This is a genomic window from Shewanella amazonensis SB2B (assembly GCF_000015245.1).
Taxonomy (GTDB): domain Bacteria; phylum Pseudomonadota; class Gammaproteobacteria; order Enterobacterales; family Shewanellaceae; genus Shewanella; species Shewanella amazonensis.
Map to the genome: position 1 here is coordinate 1790802 of NC_008700.1, position 15394 is coordinate 1806195.

General features: G+C 55.8%; 12 protein-coding genes. 4 read left to right on the plus strand and 8 right to left on the minus strand.

The window, feature by feature from the left end; translation table 11 throughout:
• Positions 1-10: 10 nt before the first annotated feature.
• From SAMA_RS07700 to SAMA_RS07725, 6 genes are all read right to left on the minus strand, one after another.
• On the minus strand, positions 11-169 hold the full coding sequence (locus tag SAMA_RS07700) for a YnbE family lipoprotein (RefSeq protein ID WP_083766438.1): 159 nt from the start codon (positions 167-169) through the stop codon (positions 11-13).
• Between the two features lie 41 nt (positions 170-210).
• Positions 211-3513, minus strand: coding sequence for a YdbH domain-containing protein (locus tag SAMA_RS07705; RefSeq protein WP_011759596.1), 3303 nt, complete (start codon positions 3511-3513; stop codon positions 211-213).
• 137 nt (positions 3514-3650) lie between these two features.
• Entirely contained in the window at positions 3651-5042 is a 1392-nt protein-coding gene (locus SAMA_RS07710) for an aspartate aminotransferase family protein (RefSeq protein WP_011759597.1), read from the minus strand.
• 217 nt (positions 5043-5259) lie between these two features.
• Positions 5260-6324 carry a DUF3083 family protein gene (locus SAMA_RS07715; protein ID WP_011759598.1) on the minus strand — a complete coding sequence of 355 codons (1065 nt, stop codon included), beginning with the start codon at positions 6322-6324 and terminating at the stop codon, positions 5260-5262.
• A gap of 199 nt (positions 6325-6523) precedes the next feature.
• Complete coding sequence (locus SAMA_RS07720) at positions 6524-7657, minus strand: DUF481 domain-containing protein (RefSeq protein WP_011759599.1); 1134 nt, start codon at positions 7655-7657, stop codon at positions 6524-6526.
• Positions 7658-7766: 109 nt separating this feature from the next.
• A complete protein-coding gene (locus tag SAMA_RS07725) occupies positions 7767-8402 on the minus strand; it encodes an arylesterase (RefSeq protein ID WP_086015244.1) in 636 nt (211 codons plus the stop codon).
• Between SAMA_RS07725 and SAMA_RS07730 the strand changes: the two genes are divergently transcribed.
• On the plus strand, positions 8383-9132 hold the full coding sequence (locus SAMA_RS07730) for an ABC transporter ATP-binding protein (protein WP_011759601.1): 750 nt from the start codon (positions 8383-8385) through the stop codon (positions 9130-9132). The two genes, SAMA_RS07725 and SAMA_RS07730, sit on opposite strands and share 20 nt — an antisense overlap.
• The gene (locus SAMA_RS07735) at positions 9126-11582 is read left to right on the plus strand and encodes an ABC transporter permease (protein WP_011759602.1); all 2457 of its coding nucleotides are present in this window, start codon (positions 9126-9128) and stop codon (positions 11580-11582) included. The genes SAMA_RS07730 and SAMA_RS07735 overlap by 7 nt, the downstream gene beginning before the upstream one ends.
• A gap of 3 nt (positions 11583-11585) precedes the next feature.
• Here the strand turns inward: SAMA_RS07735 and SAMA_RS07740 are convergent, their stop codons facing one another.
• Both SAMA_RS07740 and folX read right to left on the minus strand, forming a co-directional pair.
• Positions 11586-12473 carry a TIGR01777 family oxidoreductase gene (locus SAMA_RS07740; protein ID WP_011759603.1) on the minus strand — a complete coding sequence of 296 codons (888 nt, stop codon included), beginning with the start codon at positions 12471-12473 and terminating at the stop codon, positions 11586-11588.
• A gap of 58 nt (positions 12474-12531) precedes the next feature.
• Complete coding sequence (gene folX, locus SAMA_RS07745; RefSeq protein WP_011759604.1) at positions 12532-12900, minus strand: dihydroneopterin triphosphate 2'-epimerase; 369 nt, start codon at positions 12898-12900, stop codon at positions 12532-12534.
• A gap of 130 nt (positions 12901-13030) precedes the next feature.
• On the opposite strand from folX, the gene SAMA_RS07750 reads away from it, so the two are divergent.
• Both SAMA_RS07750 and SAMA_RS07755 read left to right on the plus strand, forming a co-directional pair.
• On the plus strand, positions 13031-14056 hold the full coding sequence (locus tag SAMA_RS07750) for an AI-2E family transporter (protein WP_049757981.1): 1026 nt from the start codon (positions 13031-13033) through the stop codon (positions 14054-14056).
• An 81-nt stretch (positions 14057-14137) separates the two neighbouring features.
• On the plus strand, positions 14138-15064 hold the full coding sequence (locus SAMA_RS07755; RefSeq protein WP_011759606.1) for a class I SAM-dependent methyltransferase: 927 nt from the start codon (positions 14138-14140) through the stop codon (positions 15062-15064).
• The last annotated feature ends 330 nt before the right edge of the window (positions 15065-15394 follow it).

Consider the following 15394-nt stretch of genomic DNA (forward strand, 5'->3'; position numbering starts at 1 on the left):
CATTCTCCGGTCAGAACAGCTGGTCGTCGGCGAGCAGGGCATCAAGCTCCTTGTCCACCTTGATGCGGATTTCGTGTTCAATTTTCACGTTCAGATTAATAACAATCGGCTTGTCGGGCGGCTCAATTTTGACCGTCGGCGAGCAGGCTGTTATCAGTAGCGCCATCATGGCGCCAAGGCCGGGTGCGACTAATTTCACGGGCGAGTCCCTCAGTTAACACTCTGTTCAATATGACTTTGTAGCTTTTCGCTTATGGTCAGGCTGCGAAAAAGCTGCAGTAAGTTCTCTTCATGAGAGTAATTCAAGTGTATAGGGCGTTCAATGCCCTCACTCTTACCCTTTACTTCGATACTGATGAGGGCATCGCCGCTATCCACCATGTCGAAGCTACCGGCGAGGCTCGAATAATCAAGATGCTTCAGGGCATCAAATACCAGCGCCAGGTGGGGCTGTGAAGCCACCAGTTCATCCACCGCCGGGTTGTTGGAGACTTCAATCAGGCCTCCCGGTGCGCGGGCGGCAATGCGGCCGCCACTGACGCTGACCTTGCGTTCTCGCACATCCACCGGCAGTACACCATCAAAGATGCCGTCCGCGCGGATACCTTCTACCGGTTGAAGCGCCAGCAGCTCTTCGAGGCTGAGCCCCGTCAGCACCAGATAGGCATGGGAGGGTTGCTTGAGATTGAGTTTGAACTGGGGCAGCAAAAATTCGCCTTCCAGCAGTTTGCCCCGGCTGGTCAGATCGATATCAAACTCGGATAAGGTGCCGTCCTCAGCGCTTTGCAGCGCAAGCGTGCCCTGACCACTAATGTCGCTGAGGATGATGCCCGGCTGAAAATGGGCGAGAGACCAGCTCAGGTTGTCGCAGCCCAGGCGAAAATCACTGTCACGACGTTTGTCCTGAAAGAGGCCGCAAGTGGCACTGAGGTTGCCGCCCCGAAACGGATAACTGCCCACGCTGCCTTCAAGCGCTGATAAGTCGGTTTTCAGCCGAAGATCTGTGGTTTGTTTGGCCATATCCAGCGCTATCTGTGCACTGAGGTGAGTATCGCCGGAAAGAGGAATGTCACTTGAAAAATTCAGGCTGCCAGCCAGGGCCTCACGCCAATTGCCAAGACTGTTATCGCCCTGCCAACTGGCATTAAGCGTTTGCACAGTACCTGCTTTTAAGCCAAGTCGGTGCTGGCTTTGTAGTCGTATCGGCTGATGTTGCCCGAGTTGCCACTGCTCAGCGGTTTGCACTTGTCCAGGTTTTGCTGTGAGCTGCTGCTTTAGTTCGACCCAGTCCACATCGAGGCGGGTGGTTTTGAGGCGCTTACTGCCGGCACTGCGTGGCACCTGCCGCTGCGCCCTGATGTCGCTAAGGTGCAGGGTTGAGGCGAGCTTCGGCATGGCTGATAACAGCGGTTCGACCTGAGCGCTCTGTTTGGTTGCAAAGTGTAATGGCAGTGACAATGCCAAGGGCTTTTGTAGAGCAGAGCTTAAGGTGATGTCACCCACATCGAGCTTGAGCAGGGTCTGAGCTTGCGTTTGCGCCAAATCCGCCTGAGTTAGGGATTTTTGGCTGACTGACACGCCCCGTAACCTCAATTCAAGCGCTGTCTTTTGCGGCTGTGCGTGGTTTACTCCCAGCGCCACATCAAGCGCCCCCGGATGGGACGCCGTGGCAGGGCGGTAGTTTGCAGTGATGGGGCTGGCGGGGTCTTTATTCAGATGAAGCTGGCTTTCACCCAAACTCAGCTGGTACAGGTTCTCTGTGTTTGTGGCGTTCAGAGCGACGCTGTCAAAACCCAGGCTGAATGCATCAAGCTCAAGCCCAATGATGGTTGAGCTGCTGGCATTGCCTGCCTTGTTGGCTGTGGCTGCCACCCCACGGGTCAGGCTCCCTGTCTCTGCGGCGCTCTCCCCACTGTTTTTCTGCGATGTTGGCTGGGATGCTTGTTCTGAAACCGGTTGTGAAGTCGGCTGTGATGCGGAATTTGACGCAGATTTTGACGCAGATTTTGACGCAGATTTTGAGGCAGATTTTGAGGCAGATTTTGAGGCAGATAGTGAGGCAGATAGTGAGGCAGATAGTGACGCTAACTGAGCCGTCAGGGCCAACTGAGGCTTAGCGAGGCTGATGCTTGCTGTCTGGTCTGCATCCGTCGCCAGTGTCAGGCCGAGGCTGGACAGCAGGTCGCTGAGGTTCAGCTCGCCGCTATGGGCAAGCTTTATCTCAAGGGGGCTTCTAAGGTCATCAAGTGGCTCGCGTAAATCGCCATTCAGTGTGGGGGTTGCGGCCATTGCCAGCTGCCATGGGCCAGCGCTGGCATCGGCAACGATGTGGGCAGACACAGGCTCACCACTTGTGATGGAAATGCCGTTTGGCAGAGTGAGGCTCAGGCTGAGCGGTTTTGCGTCAAACAGCGCCGAGTCGAGCGCTGCCAGCCAGGCTTGGTTGGTCTCAGTGTCTGCGGCGCTTGACGCAGCGTCCGGGGTTGTCTGAACGTGGGAATCAGGGGCAGGCTCGGGGCCCAATACCGCCAGCAGCGCCTTGCGCTGGGAATGGCTCAATGTGGTGTTAATCCGCAGCGGGCTTAATTGGACACGGGCCATTCCTGCATCGATATTTGCCGTCAGTAGGGTGTCGCTCAGGCTGAAATAGACTTGCTCCAGCGCACCGAGAGTGAGGCCAGCCTCCTTGAGATGAAGCTTACTCCTGAGCGCTGCCGTTTTCAGGGTGAGGCTGCTTTGGATATCCAGCTCGCCTGTGACGGAGGGGCCTAGTCTGGATTCAAGCACACGTACCTGCTGCAAAAAGCCAAACAGCGGGTTGTCCGGTGTGATGGGCAGGGCCGTATCGGCCAGTCGTTTCGTTAACTCATGGGCGGCAGGCAGCGATAACCCCAGCTCAGTTTGCCAAGCGTCGTTCCCCAGATTGGCATGTAAATCCAGTATTTTATTGCCATCGGGGTTAGCGATGCGGCTGAAAAGGCGTCTGTCTTCACTGAGCGACAGGTACTCCAGTCGCAACAGCTTGCCTTGTTGGGTATCTATCTCCACAGGCCCCAGTGCAATATGGGGCAGCTTGTTCAAATTCAGCGCCACCGCGGGCCTGTCATCGGCCTGATGCGTACCTGCGGCCATCAGTGAGCGGCTGCCCAGAAACACATAGCTGTGTTCCAGTGCAATACTTTGGGGCAGGGGCAGACTCAGCTCGCCTTTGACATAGTCGCTGATGAGCTTCTGAGTGAGTTCGGTAAGGGGTGTGTCGAAGGTGATGCGCAATCCGGTGAGTTGCAGGCGACTGTCTTCGATGTCCAGATTGAGGTTTTCGAGGGTGATGCCCTGGGGCTCGAGCCGCCAGGCAAGGCTGTTGAGGGTAATACCGGATTTGGCCAGTTCCTGTCTGGCAAGGGATGTCAGCCAGTCTTTGCCCTGATACCACAGGACCGCCGCACAGCCCGAGATGAGCAGCAGCAAGCACAGGAGCAAGATCCCAAGCAGGCGAACAGCGCGTTTTGCCAAAGTCCCGTTACCATAAAATCCATCTATCGCGCGAGTTTAGCATGATGGACCCCGGTAGCTACAGCCTAAAAACTCAGCCGTGCAAGCCCGGTGGTGAGGGTACTGTGACAGCATGGCTGCCACAGTACCCCAGTGGCTTACAACCTGGCCCCCTCGATGGCAAGCAGGCTGGTCAGGGCCTCATCGAGCGTGCTGACCAGTTTGTCCACATCGGCAACGCTGGTGTGGGGGCAGCACAGGGTCATGTTGTGGAACGGGGTGATCAGAATGCCGCGGTTGATAAGGTACAAATGCAGTGCCATCTGCAGCTCATCGTGGAAGGCGGCTTCGGCCTCGGCGCCGGTGCGCGGCGGTGTTTGGCAGAACTGAAATTCGCAGCGGGCGCCAAGCTCTGTCACAGACCAGGGCAGCTTGTGTTTAGCAATGACATCGCGAAAGCCTGCAGCGAGGCGTTTTGCCAATGGCAGCATATGGTCGTATGCACTTTGATTGACCACGTCTTCCAGATTGGCCCGCATACAGTGCATGGCGAGCGCATTGGCCGACAGTGTGGTGCCCATGCCGCTGTGACCATGGCCGTGGGACTGCTGATTGATCCTCGCTTTGGCCGATTGCATGGCCTGACTCATGGCCTCGCTGCAACCGAATACGCCGCAGGGCACGCCGCCGGCGACGGGTTTGCCCATCACGAAAAAGTCAGGGTCAAGTTGCCACAGCCGAGTACAGCCACCTATGTCGGTGGAAATGGTGTGGGTTTCGTCAACCACGAACAAGGCGCCGTATTGACGGGTCAATTCACGGCACTTTTGCATAAAGCCTTCATCCGGCATCACCATCCCTATGTTGGTCATGGCCGGTTCGCACAAGAGGGCACACACATCACCTTGCTTCAGTGCCTGTTCGAGCGCGTCTGTGTCATTAAACGGAATCGCGCGGCTGTACTGGCTTAAATCATATACCTGGCCCACCAGGCCGGAGCGGTGCACGGTTTGGTCACCCTGCGTGCGTACCATGACATCATCAACAGTGCCGTGGTAACAGCCATCAAACACCAGCAGTACCGGCTTTTGGGTGATGGCGCGGGCCCAGCGCACCACGTAACGGTTGGCATCTGTGGCCGTGGCGGTCACCTGCCAGTAGGGCAGACCAAATCGCTCGCTCAAAATCTCGCCGCACACTATGGCATCTTCGCCGGGCAGCATGGTGGTGAGCCCCTTGGTCGACTGGCGTGCCAGGGCCGAGGCCACAGGTGCCGGCGAGTGGCCGAACATGCTGCCGGTGTCACCCAGGCAAAAGTCCACATATTCGTGGCCATCCACATCCCTGAAGCGGGCGCCGTTGGCGCTTTCAACAAACAGCGGAAAGGGCGTTGACCAGTCGGCCATCCAATGCATGGGGACGCCGCCATAAAGAGATTTTTGCGCACGTTCGGCCAAACTGCGGGACTTGGGGTTTCGCTCGATAAAGTGGCTTCGCTCATGGCTCATAAAAGTCTCTACGGCATGTGAACTGATCCCGCTCGCGGTCATGTGATGGCTCCTTGTTGTTTGTTTTATTGAACGCGGTGTTGATTATTATCATTGCCAGAGGGGCTTGGCAATAGCCACCGAGTGATGGCGCATGTTGGCCGCAAGGCGCTGGTTTATTCTGAAGGGGGGAACAAAACTGACGAGAAACAAAAAAGGAGCCCTGAGGCTCCTTTTTAACAATCTTAAGCAGATGATTATGTGGTAGTCACACCTGTCATCAGCGCTTGTAGCTGATGTGTTGGTGGAAGCGGATAACCAGATCCTGACGTTCACCATCGAGGTCTATGTCCCGGGCAAACTGGCGCAGCGCATCTTCCACTTCATTCATAAAGCGGCCAAACCCTGCATCTGTGTGGTCTTCACTGCCGGCTGCAATCACAAAGTAGGCGGTTTCTACCAGGTTGTCTGGCTGCCAGTGGGCCAAAAACTGGGGCTCGCTGGCATTGGGATCAAAGCCCAGCATTTGCACGCCTTTGTTGGATTCCAGGCGATCAAACTTACTGTTTCTCACCAGGGGCAGCAGGCCATTGGCGACCATGGCAGCGCGTTTAAAACCATGATCCAACACGGCCTTCTGGAAGCTGTCCTGCAATTTGGCGTAAATATCGCCGTAGTTGCTGGGATGCTCACCACCGAGGCGCTGTTTGAGGCGACGGCCCAGTGGCAGAGTCACAGTGGCGTAGCTCAGCGCGCTCACATCTGCGGGCAGTTCGCACTTGCGGGCCTTATAGCGCTGAGGGATCCCACGCAGCTTATAACCGTAGGTTTTCTTGTTGCCTTTGGCACGGGCGAACAAATCATAGGTCAGGTGCTGGTGGTCGCGGATTTTAATGGGCTGCTCCAGTGCCAGCTGAGGTGAAAGCTCTTTGAGCAGCTGCTGTACCTGAGTATGGAAACTGGCGGAATTGGCGCGCAGCTCGTCACCCACGGCCAGGAACAGGAAGCGGATTTTACGGGTGCGGTAATCGGCGCGGGCAAACAGGTTTTGCGCTTCGTGGTAGCGGGGGTTGTAGAAGAAAATGACCTGCTGGTCAGTTTCCAGACAGTAGGCCTCGGTGTGAAAGCGAACAACAGGCAGTTTATCGTTGGCGATAACATGAACATTGCGCAAGTCATGGCGTTCTGCCAGTTCAAAGAACTGTTTTGCCAGCGCCTGATAGCAGCTCATGACATCGGGGTACTGGTTCAGCAGGGCGTCCGTGAGTTTGATTTCTGCCGTAATGTACTGGTTAGTACGGGCGTCCGTGGGCAGATAGACTTTTTGCTGATGGTTAAAAGACATAGTCACTCCTTGGGTACAATAACCATTGACTGGTTTCTTTGCAGCGGATCCTACCGGGGAATTGCTGCAGAAATGTTGTTCCGGCACACACTTTCGTTCACTTTATTCCCGGTGCATGAGTTTTCGCTTAAAAAGCGGGTGCTCAAGCTCGGTTGTGAGTGGGATTTCGTTGCTGTTTGGCATATGTGTGAGCTGATTCTCACAAATCGATGCCAAATCCGATAATCAGCTGGTAGTCGTTACTCTTGGGGATTGCGCCGTCATTATCCGCCTTGGGTTTGTTGGTTCTGTCCCACACCAGGGACACATCCAAATCAAAGATATCGGTTAAATCGATGGAAAAGCCGGTGAGTGCATGGTGGGAATAGCCCCCGGAGGCTTCGCTGCCATAGAGCATCTGGTAGCGGGCAGTGAAGTCGATATCGTCGGTCAGTTCGTGCTCGAAGCGGGTATCCAATACCAGTGCCGCTGAGCTTTCATCTTCAGGCTCGCCGGCTCCCACCTCAACGAAGCGGGTATAACTGTAGGCCGGACCGCCGCCTATGGTCCATTCGGTTTTGGTTGTGTCGATAAGATCGTACCCCACACCGGCCCCCAGGGTCAGCTTGGTGTCGATATTGAGAAATGGGTCGCGGTAATACTCCACAAACACCGGGCGCAGATAGAAACGCTTTGAGATAAACCAGTCGAAGTTACCCGCCAGCCTGTGGTTGTTTACCGTGTTTTCGCCTTCGCTCTTGGAATACTTGCCAATGTAGTCGCTGTTCAGGCGCGATTCGGTTGTTCGCCGTTTAATGGAGGCGCTGGCGCTGTAATCCACCTGACTGGTGTTACCCGAACGCAGATTGGCACCGAGGGACACTTTGGCCGACCAATAGTTTGCTTCACGCTGCACACCGGGGATGATGGTCAGGATTTGACTGCGTGGGAAGGGTTTACCATCGAGCCAGGCCGATTGATTACGGATTTCAAGCTGACCTGTCAGTGTGCTCAGGTCCACCAGACCCACCGACAGGGTCCCGGCACTTTTCAGGGCCTTGATGTCTTCCCAGTCGATAATCAGGGTGTCGAGTTTATCGCTTTCAAACTCCAATCTGTCATCGTAAAGATGCTTGATTTCCCCTTTGAGCAACTCATTGGAAGACAAAAGCAGCCAATCGTATTGGCTGTCTACCGCGACTTCAAAGGGCGGAGGCGAGGCCTGAGCCAGCGGCGTTTGCAGCGTAAAAATTGCGGCGATGGCGAGCAGACAGGCCAAATTGGGATTGGCAATGCCGTTGGCCACAGTGGATGCCTGCGGGGCATGGCTGATGCGGATTGGGGATGATTTCACTTTGATGCTCCTTGCAATGTCATCCGACCGGGGGCGTCCTTCAACAATCTCTGAACACTGTTGACTAACAGCTTATAGAGGAGCCGGGCTCGGTCCTCAAGTCAATCCCTCATTTGGCGGTAAGTGCGCTGCTGAAATAGGGCAGCATAATCTCGGCTATCTTTGGCTGCGCCGCTTCGTTGGGATGTATACCATCCCGTTGCATCAGGGTCGGGTCAATAATGATGTCTGTCATGAAAAACCGCATCAGGGTAACCCCTTCACGGGTTCCCAACTCTTGATAGACGTCAGCAAATGCCTTGGCGTAGCGACCACCATAATTGGTGGGTACCATGACTTCGCTTAAGAGTACCCTGGAGCCGGACGCTATGCTCAGGTCAATGATTTTTGTAAGATTCTTTTTCAGCTCTGTGGGTGAAAATCCCCGCAGGCCGTCATTCCCCCCCAACATCACAAACACCAGCTCAGGTTTGGCAGAGTCAAGCAGGGCGGGCAATCGGCGCAGACCACCGGCGCTGGTTTCGCCGCTCACGGCGGCATTAATCAGGGTATGGGATGGCAATTGAGGGCGCATCAAATTGATCCAGCCTTGGTTTTCTTCCATACCGTAACTTGCACTCAGGCTGTCACCGAGGATTAATATAGTTTCGGCCTTCAGGGGGAACGCCAGGACCAGGCAGGCCAGCAAAGCGGCCACACCACGGGATTTACGGAAATAGGAAACTATGTCAAAAATGCATGCCATCAAAGTCGTCCACCTCAAGAAAAAGGTTCAAACCCAGGAAGGGGAGCTCACTATCCTGAAAGGCGTGGATATGGAAGTCAAGCCGGGAGAAAGTGTGGCCATTATCGGGCCGTCTGGTTCGGGCAAGTCCACGCTGCTGGGGCTGCTGGCGGCTCTGGATACACCCTCCGAAGGGGAAATCTGGCTTGACGGCAGCGCCTTGTCCAATCTTGGCGAAGAAGCCAAAGCGGCTCTGCGAAAGAAAAAAATCAGCTTTATTTTCCAGTCGTTTATGTTGGTTGATACCTTAACTGCCCTGGAAAACGTGATGCTGCCTGCCGAGCTTGCCGGGATGAAAGACGCCAAAGCCAAGGCTGAGGCCATGCTCGAGCGGGTTGGGCTTTCCCACCGGGTAAATCATTTGCCCAAACAGCTTTCCGGCGGTGAGCAGCAGCGGGTGGCCATTGCCCGCGCCTTTATTTGTGAACCCAAGGTCCTCTTTGCCGACGAACCCACAGGCAATCTTGACGGCGGCAATGCCCACAAGGTGGCCGATATGCTGTTTGCCCTCAACGCGGAGCTTGGTACCACTCTGGTACTGGTCACCCACGACAATCAACTGGCGCTGCGCTGTCAGCGGCAGTTCACCATGACCGAAGGTGAGCTTGCCGAGACAACCGCGGCGCAGGAAGCGCCTCGACAGGATGCACAGGCAGAGGTCGAAACCAACATCAAGGAGGCCGCATGCTGAAGTCTCTGGCATTGCGACTCTTCTGGCGCGAGCTCAGACAGGGGCAGTTGTTGCTTATCCTGTTTGCCATTTCCCTGGCCGTACTCGCTGTTACAGGCCTTGCCCGGGTGAGTGAAAGGCTGCAGGTGGCCATCAGCGGGGAAGCGGCCAAATTTACCGCCGCCGACAGGGTGGTGGACTCCCCCCAACCACTCAGCACTGAGCTGCTGGCCAGGATAGACGCCATTGGCCTTGCGCGTGCCGACAGCATGTTATTCAACTCCATGGCCTGGTCGGGAGATGCCTTTCAATTGGTCACAGTGCGCGCGGTGGGCAACAGCTACCCGCTTAAAGGCGAAATTGAGCTGGCGGATGGCCCGACGGGGTTGCTGCCCGAGGCAGGCACCCTCTGGTACGAAGGGCGGCTGGCGGGCCTGATTGGCCAGTCAGAGTCGCTGGAACTGGGTGACAGGCAGTTTAATCTGACCAAAGAAATCAAACGCTTACCCGATGCGGGCTTTAATCCCTTTGCTTCGTCACCTGTGGTATTGATGGGCTTGGATGATGTGGCCTCCACCGGTATTGTCGGTCCCGGCAGCCGGGTCACTTACCTGTATCAGTTCAGCGGTGACAGCGCGCAATTGGCCGAGTTGGATGAGTTGCTCAAGGCCGAGCTCACCAGCTCTCAGCGCCTTCGGGATGTAAAGTCCGGTGATTCCCCCATCGCCAGCGCCGTTGCCCGCGCCGAGCGCTTCCTGTTATTGGCAAGTTTGCTGGGCATAGCGCTTGCCTGCGCCGCCATAGGTATCGCCGCGCAGCGATACTGCCAGCGTCACTACGACGTGGTGGCCATGTTCAAAACCTTTGGCGCTTCAGCGAAGGAAATCCGCACCCTGTTTGCGCTGCATCTGTCTTTGGTGACCGCGTTTGGCGTATTGGTGGGCATTCTTGGGGGGCTTGGGCTGGATGCGGTGATAGCCCGGTTCCTGCCGCCAGAGCTTACGGCCTATGAGGCGCCGCTGCTCAGACCTGTGCTGCTTGGCGTACTGACAGGCAGCATCAGTGCGCTGATGTTCTCGGCCTATCCGCTGCTGCGTCTCCTCGCTATTCCGCCGCTTCGGGTGCTCCAGCGTGAACTCACCGGGCGAAGTGCCGGCGTCTGGCTGCATGCGGCGCTGAGCCTCAGTGCCATGGCGCTGCTGGGATATGCCTATTCCCGCTCATGGCAGCTGACCGGCGCTGTGGTGCTTGGCGCTTTGCTGCTGGGATTGATCCTGTTTGCCCTTGGCTTTGTGATGATCCGCCTTGGCCATGGCGCCGGGCTTAAAACCACCAATCCGCTGCAGTTGGCGTTGGCGGGGCTCAGGCGCCGTGCGGCACAAAACTCGGTGCAGCTGGTGGGCTTTTCTACCGCGCTGGTGCTGCTGCTGACCATATTTGCATTGCGTCAGGACTTGTTGGATGACTGGCAGAAGCAACTCCCGGAGGGGGCGCCCAACTTCTTTTTGGTGAACATCAGTCCGGAGGATGAAGCGCCCATGGCCGAGTTCCTGGCCGAAAATCACATCGAACGCACCGATATTTATCCGGTTATCCGTGGCAGGCTTTCTGCCATCAACGGTGAGGCGCTCATCAGTGAACGCCAGTCCGAAGAAGGAGCCACCGGGCGGGTGGGGATTGGCCGCGAGCTGAACATGACCTGGCGAGATAGCCTGCCACCCAATAACCGCCTGATTGCGGGCGAGTTTGATAATGTCGCGGACGGGGTTTCGGTGGAGACCAAGGTTGCCGAGCGTCTGGGGTTGAAGCTTGGGGACAGTCTCAGTTTCGTTATCGATAACCAGACTCTGGATGTGCGGGTGACCAGCTTGCGGGAAGTACGCTGGGAGACCATGCAGCCCAATTTCTTTATGATTTTTTCAAAAGAAGCCCTGGCACCCTTTGCCTACACATCGATGCTGAGTTTTCACCTCGATGAGGCCAAACGGCCCCTGGTCGTGTCGCTGATTAAGCAATTCCCTACCGTGTCCGTGATAGACGTAGGCGCCATGGTGGCCCAGCTCAGAAGCATAGTATCCCAGGTGTCGCTGGCACTTGGGGTCGTGCTGGCACTGGTGATTGCATCCAGCAGTCTGGTGCTGTGGGCGCAGACCGAAGCGGGCATGTCGGTAAGACGACGTGAGCTTGCTGTGCTGCGCACCTTTGGCGCCGGTGGGCGCTTATTGCGGCTGGCAACCACGCTGGAATTTGCAGTGCTGGGCGCCGTGGCGGGGATTGTGGCCGTGGTTGTCACAGAAGCCGTGCTCTATCTGCTTAAAACCTGGGTGTTTGAACTTGGCGTGAACTGGCATCTGCAGTGGTGGCTGCAGGCCCCACTGCTGGGGGCCGCACTGGTTGCCGTGCTCGGTTACTGGCGCTGCCGGGAGCTGTTGTCCCAAAGCTGCCTGTCGCTGCTTCGCACCGAGACTTGAGTGTTAAAGCAGATCTTCCAGCGCCTGACGCAAATAGGGAAAGCGAAAGCCGAACCCAGCCTCCATTGCCCTCTGCGGGTGCACGTACTGACCGGTAAGCACCATGATGGCGGCTTCCCCCAGCAGGGCATGGAGGGCAAAGGCGGGTGCCGGGAGCAGGGCTGGGCGGTGAAGCACTTCGCCCAGTGTTTGGGAGAAGACCCGGTTGCTGACGGGATTCGGAGCCGTCGCGTTAAAGATGCCACTGCATTTGGGGTTGATTAGCAGGAAACGTATCAGGCCAATCATATCGGCCAAATGGATCCAGCTCATGCCCTGTTGACCACTGCCAATGGGGCCACCCAAACCGAGTTTGAAGGGGGGCAACATCTTGGCCAGGGCGCCGCCGTGTTTTCCAAGCACAATACCGGTGCGCAGAATACACACCCGGGTCACGTCGCTTGTTGCGTCCAGCGCCAGTTGCTCCCATTTTTCACAGAGCATGTGGGTAAATTCACTGTGGGGACTTGAAGATTCGGTGAGCGGTTGGCTGCCCTGGGCACCGTAATAGCCGATAGCCGAACCGCTGATAAACACCGCAGGCGGTTCGCTGCTTTGCTGGATAAGACCGGTGAGCAAGGCAGTCAGATCCCAGCGACTGTGGCAGAGCTGTTTTTTCTGGGCGTCGCTCCAGCGTTTACCGACTATGGGTTCGCCTGCGAGGTTGATGACGGCATCGAAACCATCGAGGTTTTCCAGTTTATCGAGGGAGCGCAGGTAATGGTGCTGCTCGCCCAATAACTCAGCTGCGGCGCCTGTGTCCCGGGTGAGGATGGTGAGTTGATGTTCAGACAGGGCACTGACCAGTGCCCGACCTATAAAACCTGTGCCGCCTGTCAGTAATATGTTCATACGCTGCTCCGAAAAAACCGCTTCTTACAAGCATATACTCTGCATAGGCATAATGAGATCAGGCGTTTTTGTGGTAGCTGAGCTCCATGGACACTGAATCGGCAAAGCGCAGAGCGTGTGGCTTATCGACTTCCACCCGCGCGTCAATAACGCTTTCGTGCTCAGAGGCGATATCAAGCACCCGTGCGGTCAGGTGTTCAAGCAAGGAAAAGCGGTTTTCTTCCACCAAAGCAATGATGTGTTTGGTGATGGTGCGGTAGTTCAGTGCATCGTCCATGTTGTCGCTCGTTTGAGCGCGTCCGGCATGATAGGCGATGACCACATTGATGATAACGTCCTGTTTATTCTGGATCTCGTCCTCTTTGATACCGATATGGGTACGCAGGCGCAGATTTTTGATGCGAATCGTGGCGATCTCTGATTTCATAACCCTGTCCACTTGTCTGTCTTCAATGGAAGTTGAAGGCAAGGTTAGCAAGTTTTGTTTGAAATAGAAGGATTTTATTTTGCCAAACCCCTTTGAACAGACCTCGGTAGCCTTCCGTGGTTTTGCCATCATGGCCTTCGTGGTGGTCATTCTGGCCGGCATTAAAGCGGCCAGTCCCATCGTGGTTCCTTTTGTGTTGTCGGCCTTTATTGCGGTGATCTGCAACCCGGTTATCAGTTGGATGATGCGTTTTCGGGTGCCCAAGTGGCTCGCGGTGATGCTGCTGATGTTTTTCATTGTGATGCTGGGGCTTTGGCTCGCCACCCTGGTGGGCAGTTCCATCAACGAATTTTCCAAACAGTTGCCTCACTATCGTGATCAGCTGATTCAGCAATTTGGCTGGATACTGGAAAAGCTGCAAACGTTAAATATCCGCATTTCCAAAGAGCAGGTGCTGGCGTATTTTGACCCGGGCATGGCCCTGTCGATGACGACCAACATGCTGTCGGGGGTGGGGAACGTGATGGCGAACCTGTTCCTGATTATCCTGACCATTGTCTTTATGTTATTCGAGGCCCAGTCTCTGCCGAAAAAAGTGCACCTGGCGCTGGATGACCCCGAGATGCGTTTGCAGCAAATCGATAAGTTTCTACACTCGGTTAATCAATATATGGTGATTAAGACGCTGGTGAGCCTGGCTACCGGCGCCGTGGTAGGGATTGGTCTTGCGGCTATTGGTGTTGACTATGCGCTGCTTTGGGCCGTGATCGCCTTTTTGTTTAACTACATCCCCAATATCGGCTCGATTATCGCTGCCATTCCCGCTATCCTGCTGGCCTTTATTCAGCTTGGCCCCGCGGCGGCGGGGGGCACAGCGCTGCTGTACCTTGGCACCAATATGGTGATGGGCAACGTGATAGAGCCCAAATTCATGGGGCGCGGGCTGGGGTTATCGACCCTGGTGGTGTTCCTCAGTTTGATATTCTGGGGATGGCTCCTTGGCTCTGTGGGTATGCTCCTGTCGGTGCCCCTGACCATGATTGTGAAAATCGCCCTGGAGCGCAGCAGCAGTGGCCGCTGGCTGGCGATATTGCTCGCCGATGATGTGGACTCAGAGCTTAAACCGGCTAACGACACTCCGGTTGATAAGGGCTGAACGCCAAACCTGTTTCAGTAATGGGCGGCTTGGCCGCCCATTGTATTTTCAGAAGCCTATTTTTAGAGGAGCCGGGTTTTCATGCAGGCTTTTATCGACTTTTTAGCGACGGCCGAATTACCGCAAGACTGCCGACGTCTCTTTCACGGTCGCGGAGGCCGTTACCCCGGCGCAGAGCACCTGTGTCTTGACTGGTATGCACCGGCGTTGCTGCTGACCTCGTTTTGTGAACTCAGTGCCGATGAGCTGGCGACTGCAAAAGCTGCGTTGGAGACGTTTTGGCAGCGTGTAGGCAAAGCTGCTCCCCTGATATTGGTATATCAGTATCGCAGTGGCGCCGGTACCCGCACTGAATGCCTCTGCGGTGAGTTGCCAGACAGTCATGTGATTGAGGAGCAGGGACTTAAGTTTTTGGTGCACTTGATGCGTGGCCAGAATCACGGGCTATTTCTCGATATGCGCGAAGGTCGCCGCTTTGTACATGAGCATGCCAGGGGAAAGAAGGTACTGAATCTCTTCAGCTACACCTGTGCCTTTTCGGTGGCGGCCCTGGCTGGAGGCGCGACCGAGGTAGTGAATATCGACATGGCAAAGGGCGCACTTTCCATTGGTAAACAAAACCATGACCTCAATGGTCTGGTGGGGGGCGCTCGATTTCTCGGCCACGATATCTTCAGTAGCTGGGGTAAGCTGACCCGTTACGGCCCCTACGACCTGGTGATTGCCGATCCACCCAGCAACCAAAAAGGCAGTTTTATCGCCACCAAAGATTATGTGCGCTTACTGAGGCGCTTACCTGAGCTGGTAAAAGAAGGCGGCGACCTGTTGCTATGTCTGAATGCCCCTGAGCTTGGGAGTAATTTTTTGATGTCACAGGTCGACGAGACGGCACCCTCCCTGGCGTTTGTAACACGTATCGCCAATCCTGCCGTGTACGCCGACGTGGATGAGGAGAAATCCTTGAAGGTGCTGCACTATCGAAAGTGTACACCCGCAATCGACGCCTGATGCTGGCGATTGACGCCTGCGACTGAGACCTGATGTTTGCTGCGCGAGACTATCAGTATGGGCGGTTCTGCGTGGTGAAAGCTGTCTAACCAGTAGCAAACAAAAGGGCCATGATTGGCCCTTTTAACTGTTGAGTCAGTAGGTTAAACGCTCCGGGATCATAGAGTGTCCGTTATTTTCGAGCCAGGATGCGACGCGCATTGGGTCGCTCAAAGTGTGCATCTCGTTGCATAACCTGTCTTGTACATCCAGCGGGATGTGCATGTTTTCCATAAACATTCTCATCCCCAACATGTCCCCACGTCCTATAAGGGCCGCAAGCCTGCCGGC

Bases quoted from the DNA above. Each gene is read 5' to 3' on its own strand.
- SAMA_RS07700 (WP_083766438.1), bottom strand. From the start codon at position 169: ATGATGGCGCTACTGATAACAGCCTGCTCGCCGACGGTCAAAATTGAG.
- SAMA_RS07710 (WP_011759597.1), bottom strand. From the start codon at position 5,042: ATGACCGCGAGCGGGATCAGTTCACATGCCGTAGAGACTTTTATGAGC.
- SAMA_RS07715 (WP_011759598.1), bottom strand. From the start codon at position 6,324: ATGTCTTTTAACCATCAGCAAAAAGTCTATCTGCCCACGGACGCCCGT.
- SAMA_RS07730 (WP_011759601.1), top strand. From the start codon at position 8,383: ATGTCAAAAATGCATGCCATCAAAGTCGTCCACCTCAAGAAAAAGGTT.
- SAMA_RS07725 (WP_086015244.1), bottom strand. From the start codon at position 8,402: ATGGCATGCATTTTTGACATAGTTTCCTATTTCCGTAAATCCCGTGGT.
- SAMA_RS07735 (WP_011759602.1), top strand. From the start codon at position 9,126: ATGCTGAAGTCTCTGGCATTGCGACTCTTCTGGCGCGAGCTCAGACAG.
- SAMA_RS07740 (WP_011759603.1), bottom strand. From the start codon at position 12,473: ATGAACATATTACTGACAGGCGGCACAGGTTTTATAGGTCGGGCACTG.
- folX (WP_011759604.1), bottom strand. From the start codon at position 12,900: ATGAAATCAGAGATCGCCACGATTCGCATCAAAAATCTGCGCCTGCGT.
- SAMA_RS07750 (WP_049757981.1), top strand. From the start codon at position 13,031: ATGGCCTTCGTGGTGGTCATTCTGGCCGGCATTAAAGCGGCCAGTCCC.
- SAMA_RS07755 (WP_011759606.1), top strand. From the start codon at position 14,138: ATGCAGGCTTTTATCGACTTTTTAGCGACGGCCGAATTACCGCAAGAC.